This is a genomic window from Pseudomonas sp. IT-232MI5, assembly GCF_949767845.1.
Taxonomy (GTDB): Bacteria; Pseudomonadota; Gammaproteobacteria; order Pseudomonadales; family Pseudomonadaceae; genus Aquipseudomonas.
The window spans coordinates 22,438-40,108 of the sequence record NZ_CATKQE010000008.1 but is presented as its reverse complement, the minus strand read 5'-3'; the positions used below and the strand labels follow the sequence as shown (position 1 = coordinate 40,108).

Annotated in this window: 12 protein-coding genes and 2 pseudogenes; 5 read left to right on the top strand and 9 right to left on the bottom strand. The window is 60.6% G+C overall.

The window, feature by feature from the left end:
• Positions 1 to 86: 86 nt before the first annotated feature.
• From ACM6JQ_RS07370 to gap, 9 genes and pseudogenes are all read right to left on the bottom strand, one after another.
• Positions 87 to 1,436 (bottom strand): CoA transferase, encoded by a 1,350-nt coding sequence (locus ACM6JQ_RS07370; RefSeq protein ID WP_414893489.1) that lies wholly within the window; start codon positions 1,434 to 1,436, stop codon positions 87 to 89.
• A 206-nt stretch (positions 1,437 to 1,642) separates the two neighbouring features.
• Positions 1,643 to 2,173: pseudogene (locus ACM6JQ_RS07365) on the bottom strand (methyl-accepting chemotaxis protein); the annotation flags it as partial.
• A gap of 375 nt (positions 2,174 to 2,548) precedes the next feature.
• Positions 2,549 to 3,508, bottom strand: a pseudogene (locus ACM6JQ_RS07360) (chemotaxis protein); the annotation flags it as partial.
• Positions 3,509 to 3,994: 486 nt separating this feature from the next.
• Positions 3,995 to 4,384, bottom strand: a complete 390-nt coding sequence (locus tag ACM6JQ_RS07355) for a YbaN family protein (RefSeq protein WP_414893488.1) — start codon at positions 4,382 to 4,384, stop codon at positions 3,995 to 3,997.
• A gap of 165 nt (positions 4,385 to 4,549) precedes the next feature.
• On the bottom strand, positions 4,550 to 5,146 hold the full coding sequence (locus tag ACM6JQ_RS07350; RefSeq protein ID WP_414893487.1) for a biliverdin-producing heme oxygenase: 597 nt from the start codon (positions 5,144 to 5,146) through the stop codon (positions 4,550 to 4,552).
• A 111-nt stretch (positions 5,147 to 5,257) separates the two neighbouring features.
• A complete protein-coding gene (locus ACM6JQ_RS07345; RefSeq protein WP_414893486.1) occupies positions 5,258 to 7,843 on the bottom strand; it encodes a TonB-dependent receptor in 2,586 nt (861 codons plus the stop codon).
• Positions 7,844 to 7,965: 122 nt separating this feature from the next.
• Positions 7,966 to 8,931 (bottom strand): FecR family protein, encoded by a 966-nt coding sequence (locus ACM6JQ_RS07340; RefSeq protein ID WP_007917894.1) that lies wholly within the window; start codon positions 8,929 to 8,931, stop codon positions 7,966 to 7,968.
• A 125-nt stretch (positions 8,932 to 9,056) separates the two neighbouring features.
• Positions 9,057 to 9,575 (bottom strand): RNA polymerase sigma factor, encoded by a 519-nt coding sequence (locus ACM6JQ_RS07335; RefSeq protein ID WP_007917886.1) that lies wholly within the window; start codon positions 9,573 to 9,575, stop codon positions 9,057 to 9,059.
• 187 nt (positions 9,576 to 9,762) lie between these two features.
• Positions 9,763 to 10,764 carry a type I glyceraldehyde-3-phosphate dehydrogenase gene (gap, locus tag ACM6JQ_RS07330; RefSeq protein ID WP_007917884.1) on the bottom strand — a complete coding sequence of 334 codons (1,002 nt, stop codon included), beginning with the start codon at positions 10,762 to 10,764 and terminating at the stop codon, positions 9,763 to 9,765.
• 220 nt (positions 10,765 to 10,984) lie between these two features.
• On the opposite strand from gap, the gene edd reads away from it, so the two are divergent.
• The 5 genes from edd to ACM6JQ_RS07305 all read left to right on the top strand — a co-directional run bounded on the left by edd (position 10,985) and on the right by ACM6JQ_RS07305 (position 17,661).
• The gene (gene edd, locus ACM6JQ_RS07325; protein ID WP_095112266.1) at positions 10,985 to 12,811 is read left to right on the top strand and encodes a phosphogluconate dehydratase; all 1,827 of its coding nucleotides are present in this window, start codon (positions 10,985 to 10,987) and stop codon (positions 12,809 to 12,811) included.
• Positions 12,808 to 13,761, top strand: a complete 954-nt coding sequence (locus ACM6JQ_RS07320; protein ID WP_414893485.1) for a glucokinase — start codon at positions 12,808 to 12,810, stop codon at positions 13,759 to 13,761. The genes edd and ACM6JQ_RS07320 overlap by 4 nt, the downstream gene beginning before the upstream one ends.
• 154 nt (positions 13,762 to 13,915) lie before the next feature.
• The gene (locus ACM6JQ_RS07315; protein ID WP_007917879.1) at positions 13,916 to 14,647 is read left to right on the top strand and encodes a response regulator; all 732 of its coding nucleotides are present in this window, start codon (positions 13,916 to 13,918) and stop codon (positions 14,645 to 14,647) included.
• Positions 14,637 to 16,106, top strand: a complete 1,470-nt coding sequence (locus ACM6JQ_RS07310) for an ATP-binding protein (protein ID WP_007917878.1) — start codon at positions 14,637 to 14,639, stop codon at positions 16,104 to 16,106. The genes ACM6JQ_RS07315 and ACM6JQ_RS07310 overlap by 11 nt, the downstream gene beginning before the upstream one ends.
• A 295-nt stretch (positions 16,107 to 16,401) precedes the next feature.
• Positions 16,402 to 17,661: an AGE family epimerase/isomerase gene (locus ACM6JQ_RS07305; protein ID WP_414893484.1), complete on the top strand. Its 1,260-nt coding sequence runs from the start codon at positions 16,402 to 16,404 to the stop codon at positions 17,659 to 17,661.
• Positions 17,662 to 17,671 lie beyond the last annotated feature (10 nt).

Below are 17,671 nucleotides of genomic sequence, written 5' to 3'. Positions count from 1 at the left end.
GAATCAATCGTTCAAGTCGGTGAATCTCTTCAATATCACCCGATCGGTCCCCTCTCCCTCTGGGAGAGGGTTAGGGTGAGGGGCTTTTAATTCCACTGTGGGTGATGAGAACCCAGCTCTGTAGCCGGCAACGCCCACTGAATCGGCGTGCCGCTGATCTTCACCGGCACCTGCAAACGATGCGCCGGGCCCCAAGGGGTCTGTTCCAGAAATGAACCCTGATCCTGCTCATCTTCCGCTCGCAATGCCTCACTTGTCCCCGGCCCATGCTCGATCAACAACTTCGCCGTCCGCGCCAGCGACAACCGCGCCGAGCCACCGCGTCCGGTGTTCAAACGCTCGGTCAACAGTCGGAGCGCACTCGCCGCCATCAAATACCCCGTCGCATGATCCAGCGCCTGCACCGGCAATGGCGTCGGTTTCTCAGCCTGCTGCCAGCGCTGGCCGGCCTCGGCGATGCCGCTGCTCATCTGCACCAAACTGTCGAAGCCCCGGCGGTTCTGCCACGGGCCGTTCCAGCCGTAGGCGTTGAGGGCGACATCGATCAGGCCCGGTGCCAGATGGCGACGGCGCTCAACGCCGAAACCGAGATTGTCCAAAGCGTCGGCGCGGTAACCGTGCAGCAAAATATCGGCGTCTTTCAACAAGCCTTCGAACACCGCGCGATCCGCCGGATCCAGCAAGTTCAGCCGCGCGCAGTGTTTGCCGAGGGTCATTTCCGGAACGACACCAGGCTCATTCCAGGTCGGGGAATCGATGCGCAACACGTTGGCGCCAAGGCCAGCGAGAAAACGGCTGGCGGTGGGGCCGGCGAGCACGCGTGTCAGATCCAGCACCTTGATCCCGGCCAACGGTTGCGCCACCGAGCCTTGCCACGCTTGGTGCTGTTCATCCTGCGAATCAAGGAAATGCACCAGCGGCTCGGCATTCACCGCGAGCCCCTGCGGATGCTTCTGCCATTGCGCCCAACTGCGCATTTCGGCGGCGCAGCCCTGGGCCTCGACCACCGCTTGTTCCAGATCCGTACTCGTCCATTGCGCGACTTTCGCCGCCATTGCATCACGGTCGGCGCAGGCGCCGAGCACACGTTCAGCGGCGGCGCGGTGATGTGGAGCGTTGGTGTGCAGGCGGATCCAGCCGTCGCGGGTCGCGTAGTCGCCGGCGATCGGGTCCCACAGCGGTGGCACCTGCCAGCCGATTGGTCGCAGCGAGCTGGAGAACCAGAACGAGGCCAATCGACGGTCGACTGCAACGGCCGGCAAATGACCTGACTGCTGCTGGATCAACTCGCTGACGGCCTGACCGGCAGCAGCGATGCTGACGCAGGCAAGCTCCGTGACGGCGAACGCCGAGGGCAGGGCGCCTTGCTCGGTGAAAGGAATCGGTGTGCGAGGCAAGCCGAGTGCGGCTTGAATGGACGTGAGTAAATCAGTCATCGAAGGCCCTCCGGAGCGAGAGGGCGATGATAGTGCAAAACAATCCCGTGTCAGATGAAATCCAAGATTGCAGGGTTGCCACTTGACCCTGTGGGAGCTGGCTTGCCAGCGATAGCGGAGTGTCAGTCAACAATGTACTGACTGATGTGCCGCCATCGCTGGCAAGCCAGCTCCCACAAGGTTTTGTGGTGGATTGAGTGGCGGGCTCAGACGCGAAACTGATCCATCAATTTCATCTGCTGACTCGCCAGGGCATTGAGCTGGCTGCTGATCGCCGCCGACTCAGTAGCCTGCTCGGTCAGGGTTTCAGTCACGGTACGAATCGCCGAAACGTTGCGATTGACCTCTTCGGCGACCGCACTCTGCTGCTCAGCCGCGCTGGCAATCTGCAGGTTCATGTCGCTGATCACCGTCACCGCATCACTGATCTTGCCCAGCGCATCCACCGCCTGACGAATCTGCCCGGCGTTGTTGTGTGCCTGAGTCTGGCTCGAATGCATGGTCGCGACCACGCCACGGGTGCCTGTCTGAATCTTCTCGATGACTATGCGAATTTCTTCCACCGAATCCTGCGTGCGCTTGGCGAGGTTGCGCACTTCGTCGGCAACCACGGCAAAACCACGGCCGCTCTCACCGGCGCGGGCCGCTTCAATCGCCGCGTTGAGCGCCAGCAAATTGGTCTGTTCGGCGATACTGCGGATCACTTCCAGTACCGAGCCGATCTGCTCGCTGTTGACTGCCAGCGCTTCAACTTCGGTCACCGCTTTGCTGACTTCTTCGGCCAGTTGATTGATATCGCGGGTGCTGCGCTCGATGATCGACATGCCGTCCTTGGCCGACTGATCGGCACCTTTCGCGGCATTGGCGGCGTTCGATGCGCTGTTGGCGACGTCATGGGCGGTGGCGCTCATTTCGTTGGAGGCGGTGGCCACCTGATCGATCTCGCGGAACTGCACCTGCATGCCTTCGCTGGTCTGGCGGGCGATTTCCGAAGACTGGTCGGCGGTGCCGCGCGCCTCGGTGATGCTCTGCTTGATCTGCGCGATGGTCGGTTGCAGCTTGTCGAGGAAACGGTTGAACCAGTTGACCAGTTCGCCCAGTTCATCCTGTTTGCTGTAGTTCAGGCGTTGGGTCAGATCACCTTCGCCGCTGGCAATGTTCTTCAGCATCTCGGCAACGCTATTGATCGGGCGAGTAACGCCGGACGCGGTCAGCCAGATCAGCAACAGGCCAACCAGACCGGCAACCACGGCGACCAGCAGCGCGGTGATCACGCCGGTTTCCTGAGCATCGTCGAGTACCGCTTGCAGCTTGACCGAATCGGCCAGCAGCACTTGTTTTGGCAGGTCGATGACTACGCCCCAGGCGCGTGAGTTACCGATCGGATCGACCGGGTATACGGCGCGAATCAGATCGCCCTGTTCGAGAATCTTCGGTGTGCCTGAGCTCAGCAGTTGCAGTACGTCCTTGCCATCGGCGCCGAGAGTGTCGCTGATCTTTTTGCCGACCTTGCTCGCGTCGGAACTGTCAGCACCGAGCACGCCGCTGCCGGAAACAATCAGCATGTGCCCGGCGTTGTTGAACAGGTTGCGCTGGGAATCCACGGCCGCTGCTTGCAGGGCATCGAGGGCGATGTCGACACCGACCACGCCGATGGCCTTGCCGTCGACGATCAACGGCACGGAAATAGTCGTCATGAGCATTTCCTTGCCACCGACGGTGTCGGCATACGGGTCGAGCAGGCAGGTGCGCTTGGCATCGCGAGGGCAGGTGTACCAGCTGTTGTACGGTGTGCCGCTGACGCTGAGGGTGGTTTTGGTCAGGTCTTCTTCGACCATGATGGTGTTCAGCGAGGCGCCGGCGGCGCGGCTCCAGTACGTGGCAAAACGTCCGGCTTCGTTGGACTGGCGCGCAGCATCGTTGGCGAACTCGCTGTCCTTGCCGTCGAGAGCGTTCGGTTCGAAAGCGAGCCAGATGCCCAGCACTTTGTCGTTGCGCTCAAAAGCGGTTTTCAGGCTCAGGTTCAACTCTTCGCGCAAGGCACCGGCGTCCAGCGAACGCTTGGCGGCCATGACGCGCATGTCCTTGATCTGGTCAGCCAGGGCAGTGATCACCGTCAGGCTTTCGCCGAAGGTCTTCTGCACCCGCACCGCTTGCTCGGCGGCTTTGGCTTGCAACAGATTCTGCACGCTGGCGGTGAGCAATTTATTGCTCGAGTCACTGACCAGTTGGTCGTTCTGGTTGGTCTGGTAGATGTTCATGCCGACGATCAGCGCAACCACACCGAGCAGGCACAGGCCGGAGAGCAGAACGATTTTCAGGCGAATGGACAGAGAGTCGAACATGGGGCGATCTCGCGAATGAATAAACGGGTGGCAGGCGGATATGAACTATCCGGTTCGCCAAATCCATTCAGCGCCATGCAATGCTCATCGGCGTGGAAGCAGAGGGCATGAGGCGCGTGCCGACGGACGGTCAGCGCTAAACGTTTGCGCAGGAGAAAGTGCTGAAAAAGCGATTAATTACAGGGATGTTTCAGTGTGGATACGGGGGCGGGTTCACGCGGGAATCGATTCCGGACGCGACCAGATCCACAGATTGCCCAGGCTCATCCCGGCAATCGCCAGATAGACCGGCCAGCCGTGATCGAGCATCACCAGCATTAACGTCGCGCAAAGCAACATGCTCACTGTCGCGCTGACTTTGGCCCTGCGCGCGATGATCTTGCCGTTGCGCCAATTGCTGAGGATCGGTCCGAACAAGCGATGGTTTTCCAGCCAGGCACTCAGGCGCGGCGAGCTGCGGGTCGCGGCCCAGGCGGCAAGAAGGATGAACTCGGTGGTCGGCAGGCCGGGCACGACGATGGCGATCAGGCCAATGCCGAGGCTGACGTAGGCCAAGAGGCCGAACAGCACGCGGGCGAGTTTCGAGGAGGCGGGTTGCGGCATGGGCTCAGCGGTGGCTTCTGAAGCGGAATGGAGATCTTACAGGCTTACGCAGTTCCCCTGTAGGAGTGAGCCTGCTCGCGATAGCGGTGTATCAGTCGACATTCATGTCGAATGACAGGACGCCATCGCGAGCAGGCTCACTCCTACAGGGGGATGTGTGTTGTGTCAGGCCGGCTCAGCTTCTGTGGCGTAAGCCTGTTCCAGCAACACGGTGAAGCGGTTGAACGCGTCGATCGCGCCTTGCTCCACTTCAGCCTCTTCTTCAGCAGTGAAATGCAGCGAATCGAGGGTGCGCACGAAGCTTTTCCAGCCTTCGGCACGGCCACCTTCAGGCTCACCCAGGTGACGGGCACCGAAGGTTTCGCTCAGCTCCAGCGCCACCGCGCGTTTGATCAGGAATGCCGCACCGAGCTTCGAACCTTCGGAAACAAAGATCCAGCCCAGAGCACGAGCCTTGCTCGGTTTTTTCACCGCGCCTGCTACCGGGGCCGGTACTTCGGTTTCCAGGTCCGCGAGGTCAGCCTTGGCCGCTTCGGCGCGGCAACGGGCCGGCAGATCCGGGACGATGGCGGTCAGTTCGGCATCGTTGTACAGCTCGACCAGTTCCGACTGGAACAGGTACTGCGCGACGACGAAACGGGCGAAATTGGCGCGGGTCTCGAACGGCGCGTGGGCTTTGACCAGGGCGTCGAGCTTGCTGTGCGGCTCGTGGGTGATCTGGTTCAGGCGTTGTGAACGCAGGGCTTTTTCCGATGTGCTCATGACATGTCCTTGATAAAAGAGGCGCTTGATAACGAGACGAACAAGGCGACGTGCAAGCGTAAAAAAACCTCACTGCGCGGTGCCTGAACACGCGCAGTGAGGTCGACCGGATCAGATGTCCCAGATCAGATTGATCGCGAAGTTGCGACCCGGTTGGGTCAGGCGATCGAGGTTGGCCGGCTGTGTCACCGACGCTTCGCCGACGCTGTCGTAACCGCGCACGTCATCCCACAGCCAGTATTTCTTGTCGGTCAGGTTGTAGATGCCGCCGCTGACGGTGACGTCGTCGGTGACTTTGTAATAACCGGCCAGATCAAGAATGCCGAAGCCCGGGGTTTTGAACTGGCTGCTGACGCCATCGGGCGACTTGAAGTTGCTGTCGTCGACGCGATCCTTTTTCTTCACCACGGTCCAGCTCAGCAGGCCGCCGTAGTTGTCCTGGTCGTAACCCAGACCGAACACGCCAGTCAGCGGGTTGACGCTGTTGATCGGCTCGCCGTTGTCGTTGTTGCGACCGTAGGCGTAGGCAATCGAGCCTTGGGTGTAGAGGCCTTGCGGCGCGCCAAACGCATCCAGATTCAGACGACCTTTGACTTCCGCACCCTTGATGGTGGCGTGCTTGATGTTAGCCGACTGGAAGGTCAGTTCGTTGCGGCCCGGGGTCACGGCGTCTTCGTTAATGAAATCGCGGTACTTGTTGTAGAACACCGCTACGTCGAACGAACCTTGTTCGAAATTGCCGCGCAGTCCGGTTTCATAGCTTTTGCTTTTTTCCGGTTCCAGGTCGGGATTCGGCGCCACGCTGTAGCCAGTGGTGGTGTTTTCGAAGCGGCCGTACAGGGCTTTCGCGGTCGGGGTGCGGAAGCCTTCGGCGTATTGACCGTACCAGGTGTAGTTTTCGGTCAGGGCGTAGGTCAGGCCGAATTTCGGCGAAACTTTGTGCCAGGTCTTGTTCTTGTCGCTGACCGTGCCTTGGCCGTCAGCCGCCACGGTGTTGAGGAATTCCTGGGTGATGTGCGGCTTGAGCTGGGTGTAGTCGTAGCGCAGGCCCGGCAGGAAGGTCCAGTTGTTCCAGCTGATCTGATCCTGAGCGAACACGCTGTAGGTGTTGATGGTCGGGTCCGGGAAGTCGGTGGCTTTGGCCAACACGTCCGCGGTACTGGTCGCGCCGATGGCGGTGCAGCCACGACCGACGGCCAGGCAAGTGCCGTCGCCGCTGCGCGAGCCGGTGACTTTCTGTTGCTTGATGGTGGTGCCGTAAGTCAGCACGTGATCGGTGGCGCCGAGGGCGAACGCCTTGTCCAGCTGCGCGTCGAACACCCACTGTTTCTCTTCGTAAATCGTGTCGCGAGTACGCAGCACTTTACGGGTGATCGGGTAGTAGAACTCAGTGGTGCTCTGGTCGGTTTTGGCGATCTGGTGGTTGAGGCTCCACTTCACGTTATCGACCAGCAGGCTGTCGAGGGCGAACGAGTGCTCGATGCCGAAACGCTCACGGGTGATCGTGTCGTTGCCGGTGCGCCACTGATACATGCCGCCGGGCAGTACGCTGTCGGGAATGGTCGGGGCGCCATTGAAATACGGGCCGCCGTAGGCACTTTTCTGATCGGTGTCGCGATCGTCCTTGTACTTTTCGTAGGTCAGGCCCAGACGCGAATCTTCGTTGTAGTTCCAGCCGATCTTGGCCAATACGTTGTAGGCGTTGACGTCTTCCGGGTTGGCGGCGGTGCGCTCAAGGCCGGTGCCATTGTTGCTGCCGTAGGAATCGGTCTCGTGCCCGTCGCGCTGGCTGTAGTGCAGCAAGCCGTCGAACTGGTCGGCGCGGCCGGCAACGGTGGCGGACTTCAGCCAGCTGTCATCGGCCGAGCTGTAACCGCTTTTCAGGCGCGCACCGACGTCTTTGCCTGGCTTGATGATGTCGTCGGCATCGAGGGTGTAATAGCTGACGGCGCCGCCGATGGCGTTGCTGCCGTACAGCACCGAGGCCGGGCCCCGGAGGATTTCCACGCGTTTGACGATTTCCGGGTCAACGTAATTGCGCTGAGTCTTGGCGTACGGACCGTTGAAGAAACCGTCCGGGACTTCGACGCCGTCAACCTGGGTCAGGATGCGGTCGCCATCGATACCGCGAATGTTATAGCCGCTGATACCGCCACGCTGACCGGCGCCGCCCACGGAAACACCCGGCTCGTAACGCACCAGATCCTTGATGGTGTTGACGTTGTTGCGGTCCAGATCCTGACGGGTCTGCACGGTGACGGTGGCCGGTACGCTGTTGACCGACTGCTCCTGGCGGGTGGCGCTGATGGTCACCTGATCCAGATTGAGCGTGCCACTGGCGTTGCGCTTTTCCAGCACTACGTTGTTGTTGCTGATTTTGCGGAAGCTCAGGTTGGTCCCCACCAACAGGCGCTCAAGGGCTTTTTCCGGGGACAACGAGCCACGCACGCCCGGCGACGACACGCCCTGACCCAGTTCTGCCGGCAAGCCGACCTGCCAACCGGTCACGGCAGTGAAGGCGTTGAGCGCCGACACCAGTGGCTGCTGGCCGATGGCGAACGAGTAATCGCCCATGTTGCGCGTCGGTTGCTCGGTGGCAGCCATCAGCGGCGCGGTGCCGGCCATCAGAATGGCCGCGGTCAGCAGCGACAAGACGCGGGAAGGGGAGGAAGTCTGGCGGGTAAGGCGTGAGGACATCGATAGCGCTCCGTGTCGCACGAATCTTTATAGGGGCTGATTGGCTTCGCGTGTTGCGAATCAATTGCATTGGCTATAACGAGACGTACTGACGTTGGCTATCGAGTAAAAATAATTCTCATTTAGTTCAGGATGACCACGGCGGGGAATTCTTTCAGTTGCGCCGAGGTGATGTGCGCGAGGGAGCGAACCACGTCGAGTGGCTGATCGAGGCGGTAATTGCCGGTCACAGCGACGTCGGCCAATTGCTCGTTGGTGTTGATGATCCAGCCTGGATAGTAGCGGCGCAATTCGGCCAGCACCTGATTCAGCGGGCAGTTCTCGAACACCAAGCGACCTTGCACCCAGGCCAGGTCAGTGTTGACGTCGAGTTTGGCCGGGCGGTCGAAACCGTTGGGGCCGATACGAATACTCTCACCTGCCTTAAGACGTACGCGAGCGTCGTTATGCGTTGCCTGTAGATCGACATCGCCGCGCTGCACGTTGACCTGCGCCACGCCATCGAGATAACGCACCGCGAATGCGGTATCGCGCACGCTGGCGCGGACCGGGCCGGCATCGATTTCCAGCGGTTGACTGCGGCCGCTGGCGATCTCGAAAAACGCTTCGCCCTGAAACAACCGGGCAACGCGCTGCTGATCGTTGATGGTGCTGGAAAATGCCGAATTGGTATTGAGCAGGACTTTCGAACCGTCCTCCAGTTGCAGGCGCTGGCGCTCGCCGACCACGGTCAGATGATCGGCCTGAATGCGCATCGGCAGATTACTGAAACTGAACAAACCGAGGATCAGCACGGCGGCGGTGGCCAGCGGTTTCCAGTGTGGACGCAGACGCTTGAGGAAAGTGACCTTCGCAGGTTTGGCCGCCAGGCTTTGCGCGCACTGGGCGATTTGCGGGCCGTCCCAGATCGCCTGGGCCTTGGCGAACGCTTCGGCATTCAACGGATCGGCCGCCAGCCAGGCATGAAATTGCCGGGTCTGCTCCTCGTCCGGACTGCCGAGCACGATGAGCCAGTCCAGAGCCTGGTCCATTGCGTTGGCAGCGTCCTGCACCGAATCCGGCGAAGGCGAGCGGTGGGTGTCCGTCACGGTGTTTCCTCGGCAGTGTCTGCGCACGGCTGTTTTTTTAAGTGAAGCGTAAAAGTCGGGCAAGGGTAACAAAGCCCACTGATCCGTGCAGGCGATCCTGGCACTTACAGAAAAGCCCTACAACTTCAGTCGCCATTCAGACGTTCGGCGACGCCGATACAAATGGTCATGATCAGCTTCAGTTCTTTCTGCACGGTGCTGAGGGAAACATTCAGCTCATCGGCGATTTCCTGATAACTGTTCCCGTGCAGACGGCTGAGGATGAAAATCTGCTGCTGACGGGGACTGAGTTGACTGAGGCTCACGTTCAGGCGCTCCAGCATCTGTTCGGCGTGGGCGGCATCTTCGGCGCTGCTGGCGGGGGCGGCGACGCTGTGCACGACATCCTGCGGCACGTCATCGACCATGGTTCGCGAATGGATCTTGCGCGCACGCAAATGATCCAGCGCCAGATTGCGCGCGGTCTGGAAGACAAAAGGTTCAAGGTGATCGATGGCCCGTTCGCTCAACGCCCGCGTCACGCGCAGGTAGGTCTCCTGCAGCAGGTCTTCAGCGGTGCTGTGATTGTTGACCATCCGTTCCAGCGTACGCAGCAGCGAGGTGCGCTGGGTGAGGAAGACGTGGTTGAAGCGCGATTGACTCACGGGAGGACCTGATCGATTTCAAGCGAATGATAATGCTTATCATCTAGTTGAATGGTCAAGTATTGTTTTGTGATCGACGCAGATAAATGTAGGAGCTGCCGAAGGCTACGATCTTTTGATGTTGATCTTACAAACAAGATCAAAAGATCGCAGCCTTCGGCAGCTCCTACAGGGGATCAGGACAACCTTACTCGGCGTTACATAGCGCCAGGCAGTTATCCAGCATGCGGTTGGAGAAGCCCCACTCGTTGTCGTACCAGGCCAGCACCTTCAGCAGTTTGCCGCTGGACTTGGTGTGGTTGGCGTCGAATATCGACGACAGCGGATTATGGTTGAAGTCGCTGGATACCAGCGGCAGGGTGTTGAAGCCGAGAATCTTCGAGTGCTGGCTCGCGGATTTCATCAGCGCGTTGACTTCCTCGGCGCTGGCTTCTTTTTTCAACTGCACGGTCAAATCTACCAGCGACACATTGATCACCGGCACGCGCACGGCCATGCCGGTCAGCTTGCCCGCCAGTTCCGGCAGCACCAGGCCTACCGCTTCAGCGGCGCCGGTCTTGCTCGGGATCATGTTCTGCGTGGCCGAACGCGCGCGGTACGGGTCGGTGTGATAGACGTCGGTGAGGTTCTGATCGTTGGTGTAGGCATGAATCGTGGTCATCAGACCGCTTTCAATCCCCAGTTCGCGGTGCAGCACCTGCGCCACCGGTGCCAGGCAGTTGGTGGTGCACGAAGCGTTGGAGATGATCTGGTGCGACTGGCGCAGAATGTCGTGGTTCACGCCATAGACAACAGTGGCGTCGGCACCTTTGGCCGGGGCCGAGATGATCACTTTGCGTGCGCCGGCAGTAATATGCGCGGCCGCTTTGGCGCGATCGGTAAAGAGACCGGTGCATTCGAACACCACATCAATCTTTTCCGCCGCCCATGGCAGCTCGGCCGGGTTGCGAATCGCGCTGACCGCAATGCGGTCGCCGTTGACGGTCAGACTTTCGTTGTCATGCTCGACCTGAGCGTCGAACGTGCCGTGAACGGTGTCGTATTTGAGCAGATGGGCATTGATCGAGCTGTCGCCCAGATCGTTGATGGCGACGATCTGCAAATCCTGTCGATAGCCTTGGGTATACAGTGCGCGCAGGACATTACGGCCGATGCGGCCAAAACCATTGATTGCGATTCGAAGAGTCATGGAACAGCGCCGCCGTCGTTTTGTTGTTGGAATTACAAGATTATTCGCATAAAAATAGAAAACAAGCCTTTTTAGTGGCAATATTTTGTTTTATCTACAACGAGTGACCTGAATCAACTGGTCCGAATGGTCAAAAAAGCCGTCTGTCATTCCAACAACAACGGCGTTTGATCAGCATAGACAATCAGGTCGCCACATCCGTTAGCCTGGAGTTCTACACATGCATCCCCGCGTCCTTGAGGTCACCGAACGGCTTATCGCCCGCAGCCGCGCCACGCGTCAGGCTTACCTTGCACTGATTCGCGGCGCCGCCACTGACGGGCCGATGCGCGGCAAGCTGCAATGCGCCAACTTCGCCCACGGCGTGGCCGGTTGCGGCAGCGAAGACAAGCACAGCCTGCGGATGATGAACTCGGCGAACATCGCCATAGTTTCTTCGTATAACGACATGCTCTCGGCGCACCAGCCGTATGAAGTGTTCCCGGAACAGATCAAGAACGCCCTGCGCGAAATCGGCTCGGTCGGCCAGTTCGCTGGCGGCACTCCGGCGATGTGCGACGGCGTCACCCAAGGTGAGCCGGGCATGGAACTGAGCTTGCCGAGCCGCGAAGTGATCGCCATGTCCACCGCTGTGGCGCTCTCTCACAACATGTTCGACGGCGCGCTGATGCTCGGCATCTGCGACAAAATCGTCCCGGGCCTGATGATGGGCTCGCTGCGTTTCGGTCACCTGCCGACGATCTTCGTGCCGGGCGGGCCGATGGTCTCGGGGATTTCCAACAAGGAAAAAGCCGACGTGCGGCAGAAGTACGCCGAAGGCAAAGCCACCCGCGAAGAGCTGCTGGAATCGGAGATGAAGTCCTACCACAGCCCGGGCACCTGCACCTTCTACGGCACCGCCAACACCAACCAGTTGCTGATGGAAGTCATGGGCCTGCACTTGCCGGGCGCGTCTTTCGTCAACCCGAACACGCCGCTGCGTGATGCGCTGACCCGCGAAGCCGCGCATCAAGTCACGCGCCTGACCAAGCAGAACGGCAACTTCATGCCGATCGGCGAAATCGTCGACGAGAAGTCGCTGGTCAACTCCATTGTTGCGCTGCACGCCACCGGCGGTTCGACCAACCACACCCTGCACATGCCGGCCATCGCCATGGCGGCGGGCATTCAACTGACCTGGCAGGACATGGCCGACCTCTCCGAAGTCGTGCCGACCCTGAGCCACGTCTACCCGAACGGCAAAGCCGACATCAACCACTTCCAGGCAGCGGGCGGCATGTCGTTCCTGATCCGCGAACTGCTTGGCGCCGGTCTGCTGCACGAAGACGTCAACACCGTGCTTGGCCACGGCCTGAGCAAATACACCAAGGAACCGTTCCTCGATAACGGCGAACTGGTATGGCGCGAAGGTCCGGTCGACAGCCTCGACGAAAACATCCTGCGCCCAGTCGCCCGTGCGTTCTCGGCGGAGGGCGGTCTGCGGGTGATGGAAGGCAACCTCGGTCGCGGTGTGATGAAGGTGTCCGCCGTCGCCCTGGAAAACCAGATCGTCGAAGCGCCAGCGATGGTGTTCCAGGATCAACAAGATCTGGCCGACGCGTTCAAGGCTGGCCTGCTGGAAAAGGATTTCGTCGCGGTGATGCGCTTCCAGGGCCCGCGCTCCAACGGTATGCCGGAGCTGCACAAAATGACGCCGTTCCTCGGCGTGCTGCAGGATCGCGGCTTCAAAGTCGCCCTGGTGACTGACGGCCGGATGTCCGGCGCCTCGGGGAAAATCCCCGCAGCGATTCACGTCAGCCCGGAAGCTTATGTCGGTGGTGCTTTGGCGCGCGTGCAAGAGGGCGATATCATCCGCGTCGATGGCGTCAAAGGCACTTTGGAACTTAAAGTCGACGCCGCAGAATTTGCAGCGCGCGAACCCGCCAAAGGCCTGTTGGGCAACAACATCGGCAGCGGGCGCGAACTGTTCGGCTTTATGCGCATGGCCTTCAGCTCGGCGGAGCAGGGCGCCAGCGCCTTCACTTCTGCCCTGGAGACGCTTAATTGAAACTGGCTTTGGTCGGTGACATCGGAGGCACCAACGCGCGGTTCGCGTTGTGGAAAAACCAGCAACTGCAATCGGTTCAGGTGCTGGCCACGGCCGACCACGCCAGCCCGGAAGAGGCGATCAGCCTCTATCTGCGCGGACTCGGTCTGGCGCCGGGTTCGATCGGTTCGGTGTGCCTGTCGGTGGCAGGTCCCGTCAGTGGTGATGAGTTCAAATTCACCAACAATCACTGGCGCCTGAGCCGCAGCGCGTTCTGCAAAACCTTGCAGATCGAGCAGTTGTTGCTGGTCAACGACTTCTCGGCGATGGCGCTGGGCATGACCCGTTTGCAGCCGGGCGAATTCCGCGTGGTCTGCGAGGGCACGCCGGAGCCGTTGCGGCCGGCGGTGGTGATTGGCCCGGGCACTGGCCTTGGTGTCGGTACTTTGCTGGATCTCGGTGAAGGCCGTTTCGCGGCGTTGCCGGGCGAGGGCGGTCATGTTGATCTGCCGCTGAGCAGTCCGCGTGAAACCCAGCTATGGCAGCACATCTATAACGAGATCGGCCATGTCAGCGCGGAAACCGCGTTGAGCGGTGGTGGTCTGCCGCGAGTCTATCGCGCGATTTGCGCAGTGGACGGGCATGAGCCGACACTCGACACGCCGGAAGCGATTACGGCAGCTGGTTTGGCCGGTGATCCGATTGCCCTGGAAGTGCTCGAGCAGTTCTGCTGCTGGCTCGGCCGTGTCGCCGGCAACAACGTGCTGACCACGGGCGGGCGTGGCGGGGTGTATATCGTCGGTGGAGTGATTCCACGCTTCGCCGATTTCTTCCTCGAAAGCGGTTTCGCCCGCAGCTTTGCTGACAAAGGTTGCATGAGCGATTACTTCAAAGGCATACCGGTGTGGCTGGTGACAGCGCCGTATTCCGGCCTTATGGGCGCGGGTGTGGCCCTGGAACAGGCTGGCTGAGGATCGTTCCCACGCTCTGCGTGGGAATGCAGCCCGTGACGCTCCGCGTCACTGGACGCGGAGCGTCCCCAGAGGCGTTCCCACGCAGAGCGTGGGAACGATCGGTTCATCAGGCATAATCCGCCCCAATTCCAACAACAAGGATGCCTTCGAAGTGAGCTCAGTCAACAAGTCGATATTGTTGGTCGATGACGACCAGGAAATACGCGAGTTGCTGGAAACCTACCTGACCCGCGCCGGGTTTCAGGTGCGGGCCACCGCCGACGGTGCCAGTTTCCGTCAGGCCCTCAACGAGGCGCCGAGCGATCTGGTGATCCTCGATGTCATGCTGCCCGACGAAGACGGCTTCAGCCTGTGCCGTTGGGTGCGTCAGCATCCGCGTCAGGCGCAGGTGCCGATTATCATGCTCACCGCCAGTTCCGATGAAGCCGACCGCGTAATCGGTCTCGAACTCGGTGCCGACGACTACCTCGGCAAACCCTTCAGCCCCCGCGAACTGCAAGCCCGCATCAAAGCTCTGCTGCGGCGTGCGCAATTCGGTCAGGAGCGCAGCGGCAGTGACGTACTGGCCTTTGACGAGTGGCGCCTAGACATGGTCAGCCACCGCCTGTTTCACACGGACGGCGAAGAAGTGATTCTCTCCGGCGCCGACTTCGCCCTGCTGAAACTGTTCCTCGATCATCCGCAGGAAATCCTCGACCGCGACACCATCGGCAACGCCACCCGTGGCCGCGACCTGATGCCGCTCGATCGCATCGTCGACATGGCCGTCAGCCGTTTGCGCCAGCGTCTGCGCGACACCGAGAAACCGCCACGGCTGATCCGTACCGTGCGCGGCAGCGGCTACCAACTGGCAGCCAACGTGGTTGCCGGCAATGCTCACTGAGTCGCTGCGTAAACTCGCCGCCAAGGTGCCGGTACCGCGTTCGCTGCTCGGGCGGATGTTGCTGCTGACGTTGCTCGCGGTATTGTTTGCGCAGACCTTGTCGAGCGTGATCTGGGTCTCGCAGCTGCGCGCCACGCAGCTCGAAGGTCTGGTCACCAGTGCCCGCAGCCTCGCCCATTCGATGACCGCCAGCGTCAGTTATTTCCGCTCGTTGCCGGTGGCTTATCGGCCGTTGGTACTCGACCAATTGCGCAGCATGGGCGGCACCCGATTCGTCGTGACGCTCAACGACAAGCCGCTGGGCATGGACGTACTGCCGGTCACGCCGCGTAAAGCGGCGGTGATGAAAGCGGTCGACGAAGTGCTGCGCCAGACCTTGGGCCATGACACCGATATTTCGGTGACCTTTGTCAGCCCCGAAGACCTGCGCATCTTCAACGCCGGGCTGAAACTCGATGAATTGCCGCGTTCGTGGGCGCATTACGCGCTGACCCTGGAACCGGTCAATCCACCCGTGCTGGTCACGCAGATTCAAATGGCCCCGGGCGAATGGCTGTACATCGCCTCACTGTTGCCCGAGCCGTACACCAGTCTTGAAGAACAGGGACTGCCGTCGCAACAGGTGTGGTTCATCGTCCTCACCAGCGGATTTTTGCTGCTGTTCATCGGCCTGTTGGTGCACTGGCAGAGCCGGCCGCTCAAGCGTTTGGCGCGGGCAGCGCGGGATCTGTCGCTGGGTGCCGACGTCGAACCGGTGGCCGAGGGTGGTGGCAGTGAAGTGGTCGAAGTGGGGCGCGCCTTCAACACCATGCGCGAGCGCATCAGCCGCTACCTGACTGAGCGCAGCCAGTTGTTTAGCGCTATTTCCCATGACCTGCGCACGCCAATCACCCGTTTGCGTTTGCGCGTCGAACTGCTGGAAGACGAAAAGCTGCAAGCCAAATTCGGCCGCGATCTGGATGAGCTGGAGTTGTTGGTCAAAGGCGCGCTGCAATGCGTGAAAGACACTGACATCCACGAGAACATCGAACCGGTGGATCTCAACCATGTGCTTGATTGTCTGGTCGAACCGTACCTGGCGCCGAACGGCAACGGCCGGGTGACTCAGCATGGTCGTGCGTTGGCGGCGTATCCGGGCAAACCTTTGGCGTTGAAGCGTTGCATTGGCAATCTGATCGACAACGCGTTGAAGTATGGGCAGAACGCACATCTGCATATCGATGACGATGACAGCGCGTTTGTCTTGCACGTTGATGATGAAGGGCCGGGAGTGCCGGAGCAGCGCTTGGAGCAGGTGTTTGAGCCGCACTTCCGGTTGGCGGGGCAGCAGCAGGGATATGGCTTGGGGTTGGGCATTGCGCGCAATATTGCCCACAGCCATGGCGGGGAGGTGACGTTGCAGAATTTGCGTGAGGGTGGGTTGCGGGTGACGTTGCAGTTGCCGCGTTCAGCGGATTGAGTCAAAAGCTTTCCCTCACCCTAGCCCTCTCCCAGAGGGAGAGGGGACTGACCGCGTTCTTCATTCGAATTGCGCCGACCTGATGCATTGAGTCGATTATGGATTCGGTACAGCTCTTTCAGGTCGGCGCAACTCTTCAGCATCCTGCGATCGGCCCCCTCTACCTCTGGGAGAGGGCTGGGGTGAGGGCCGCTCTTTGTCACGATCTGGTGACAAACCCCGCCCCCTTCGTTACAAGCCCACCCCGACCCGTTGTTTAGACTCCCCGCAGTCATAACAACAAAAAAGGCCCCCCATGGATCTCTTCCAACCCGGCTTCAGCAGTTGGCTGAACGCCCCTGCGCACCAGCAATGGCTCGCCGCCGAAGGCCTGCGTCTGCTGGATTTCGCCAAGGCATCAAAACTGCCCGAAGGCTTCGGCAACCTCGACGAACGCGGCCGCCTGCCAGCGAACGCGCAAGCCGAAACCATGAACACCGCGCGCATGACCCACAGCTTCGCCATGGCCCACATTCAGGGCTTGCCGGGTTTTGCCGAGCTGGTCGATCACGGCATCGCCGCCCTGCGCGGGCCATTGCGTGATGCGTTGCATGGCGGCTGGTTCGCGGTCGCCGAACACCGCGATGACAACACCGGCAAGAACGCCTACCTGCATGCCTTCGTTGCGCTTGCGGCCAGCTCTGCGGTGGTCGCACAGCGTCCCGGCGCCCAAGCGTTGCTGGATGATGCCATCGACATCATCGACACGTATTTCTGGAGCGAGGAAGAGGGCGCCATGCGCGAATTCTTCAATCGTGACTGGAGCGAAGAAGAAGCCTATCGCGGCGCCAACAGCAACATGCACGCGACCGAGGCGTTCCTCGCGCTGGCCGATGTCACTGAAGATCCGCGCTGGCTGGTGCGCGCGCAACGTATCGTCGAGCGGGTGATCCACGGTCACGCTGCCGGCAACGGTTACATGGTCATCGAGCATTTTGACCGCGACTGGCAACCACTGCGTGACTACAACCTCGACAATCCTGCTGACGGTTTCCGCCCCTACGGCACCACGCCGGGTCACGGTTTCGAGTGGGCGCGGCTGTTGCTCCATCTCGAAGCCGCGCGGGTGCAGGCCGGTATGCTCACGCCCGGTTGGCTCGTCACCGATGCGCAAAAACTGTTCGAGAACAATTGCCGCAACGGTTGGGACGTCGATGGTCTGCCAGGCATCGTCTACACCCTCGACTGGGACAACAAAGCGGTAGTGCGCCACCGCTTGCACTGGACCCACGCCGAAGCCAGCGCCGCCGCCAGTGCCTTGCTCAAACGCACCGGAGATGCGCAATACGAAACTTGGTACCGACTGTTCTGGGAATTCTGCGAGACGAATTTCATCGACCGTTGCGACGGCAGTTGGCACCACGAACTCAATCCGCAAAACATCCCAAGTGCCGATATCTGGCCGGGCAAACCCGATCTGTATCATGCCTGGCAAGCGGTGCTGATCCCTCGTCTACCCTTGTCGCCCAGTATGGCGACTGCGCTGGCACAGTTATCCCAGAGCAGTCCTGTGTAACCATGTGGTG

What these genes read in the sequence shown, in the direction of transcription:
- ACM6JQ_RS07370 (WP_414893489.1), bottom strand. Translation starts at nt 1,436, where the DNA reads ATGACTGATTTACTCACGTCCATTCAAGCCGCACTCGGCTTGCCTCGC.
- ACM6JQ_RS07355 (WP_414893488.1), bottom strand. Translation starts at nt 4,384, where the DNA reads ATGCCGCAACCCGCCTCCTCGAAACTCGCCCGCGTGCTGTTCGGCCTC.
- ACM6JQ_RS07350 (WP_414893487.1), bottom strand. Translation starts at nt 5,146, where the DNA reads ATGAGCACATCGGAAAAAGCCCTGCGTTCACAACGCCTGAACCAGATC.
- ACM6JQ_RS07345 (WP_414893486.1), bottom strand. Translation starts at nt 7,843, where the DNA reads ATGTCCTCACGCCTTACCCGCCAGACTTCCTCCCCTTCCCGCGTCTTG.
- gap (WP_007917884.1), bottom strand. Translation starts at nt 10,764, where the DNA reads ATGACTCTTCGAATCGCAATCAATGGTTTTGGCCGCATCGGCCGTAAT.
- edd (WP_095112266.1), top strand. Translation starts at nt 10,985, where the DNA reads ATGCATCCCCGCGTCCTTGAGGTCACCGAACGGCTTATCGCCCGCAGC.
- ACM6JQ_RS07310 (WP_007917878.1), top strand. Translation starts at nt 14,637, where the DNA reads ATGCTCACTGAGTCGCTGCGTAAACTCGCCGCCAAGGTGCCGGTACCG.
- ACM6JQ_RS07305 (WP_414893484.1), top strand. Translation starts at nt 16,402, where the DNA reads ATGGATCTCTTCCAACCCGGCTTCAGCAGTTGGCTGAACGCCCCTGCG.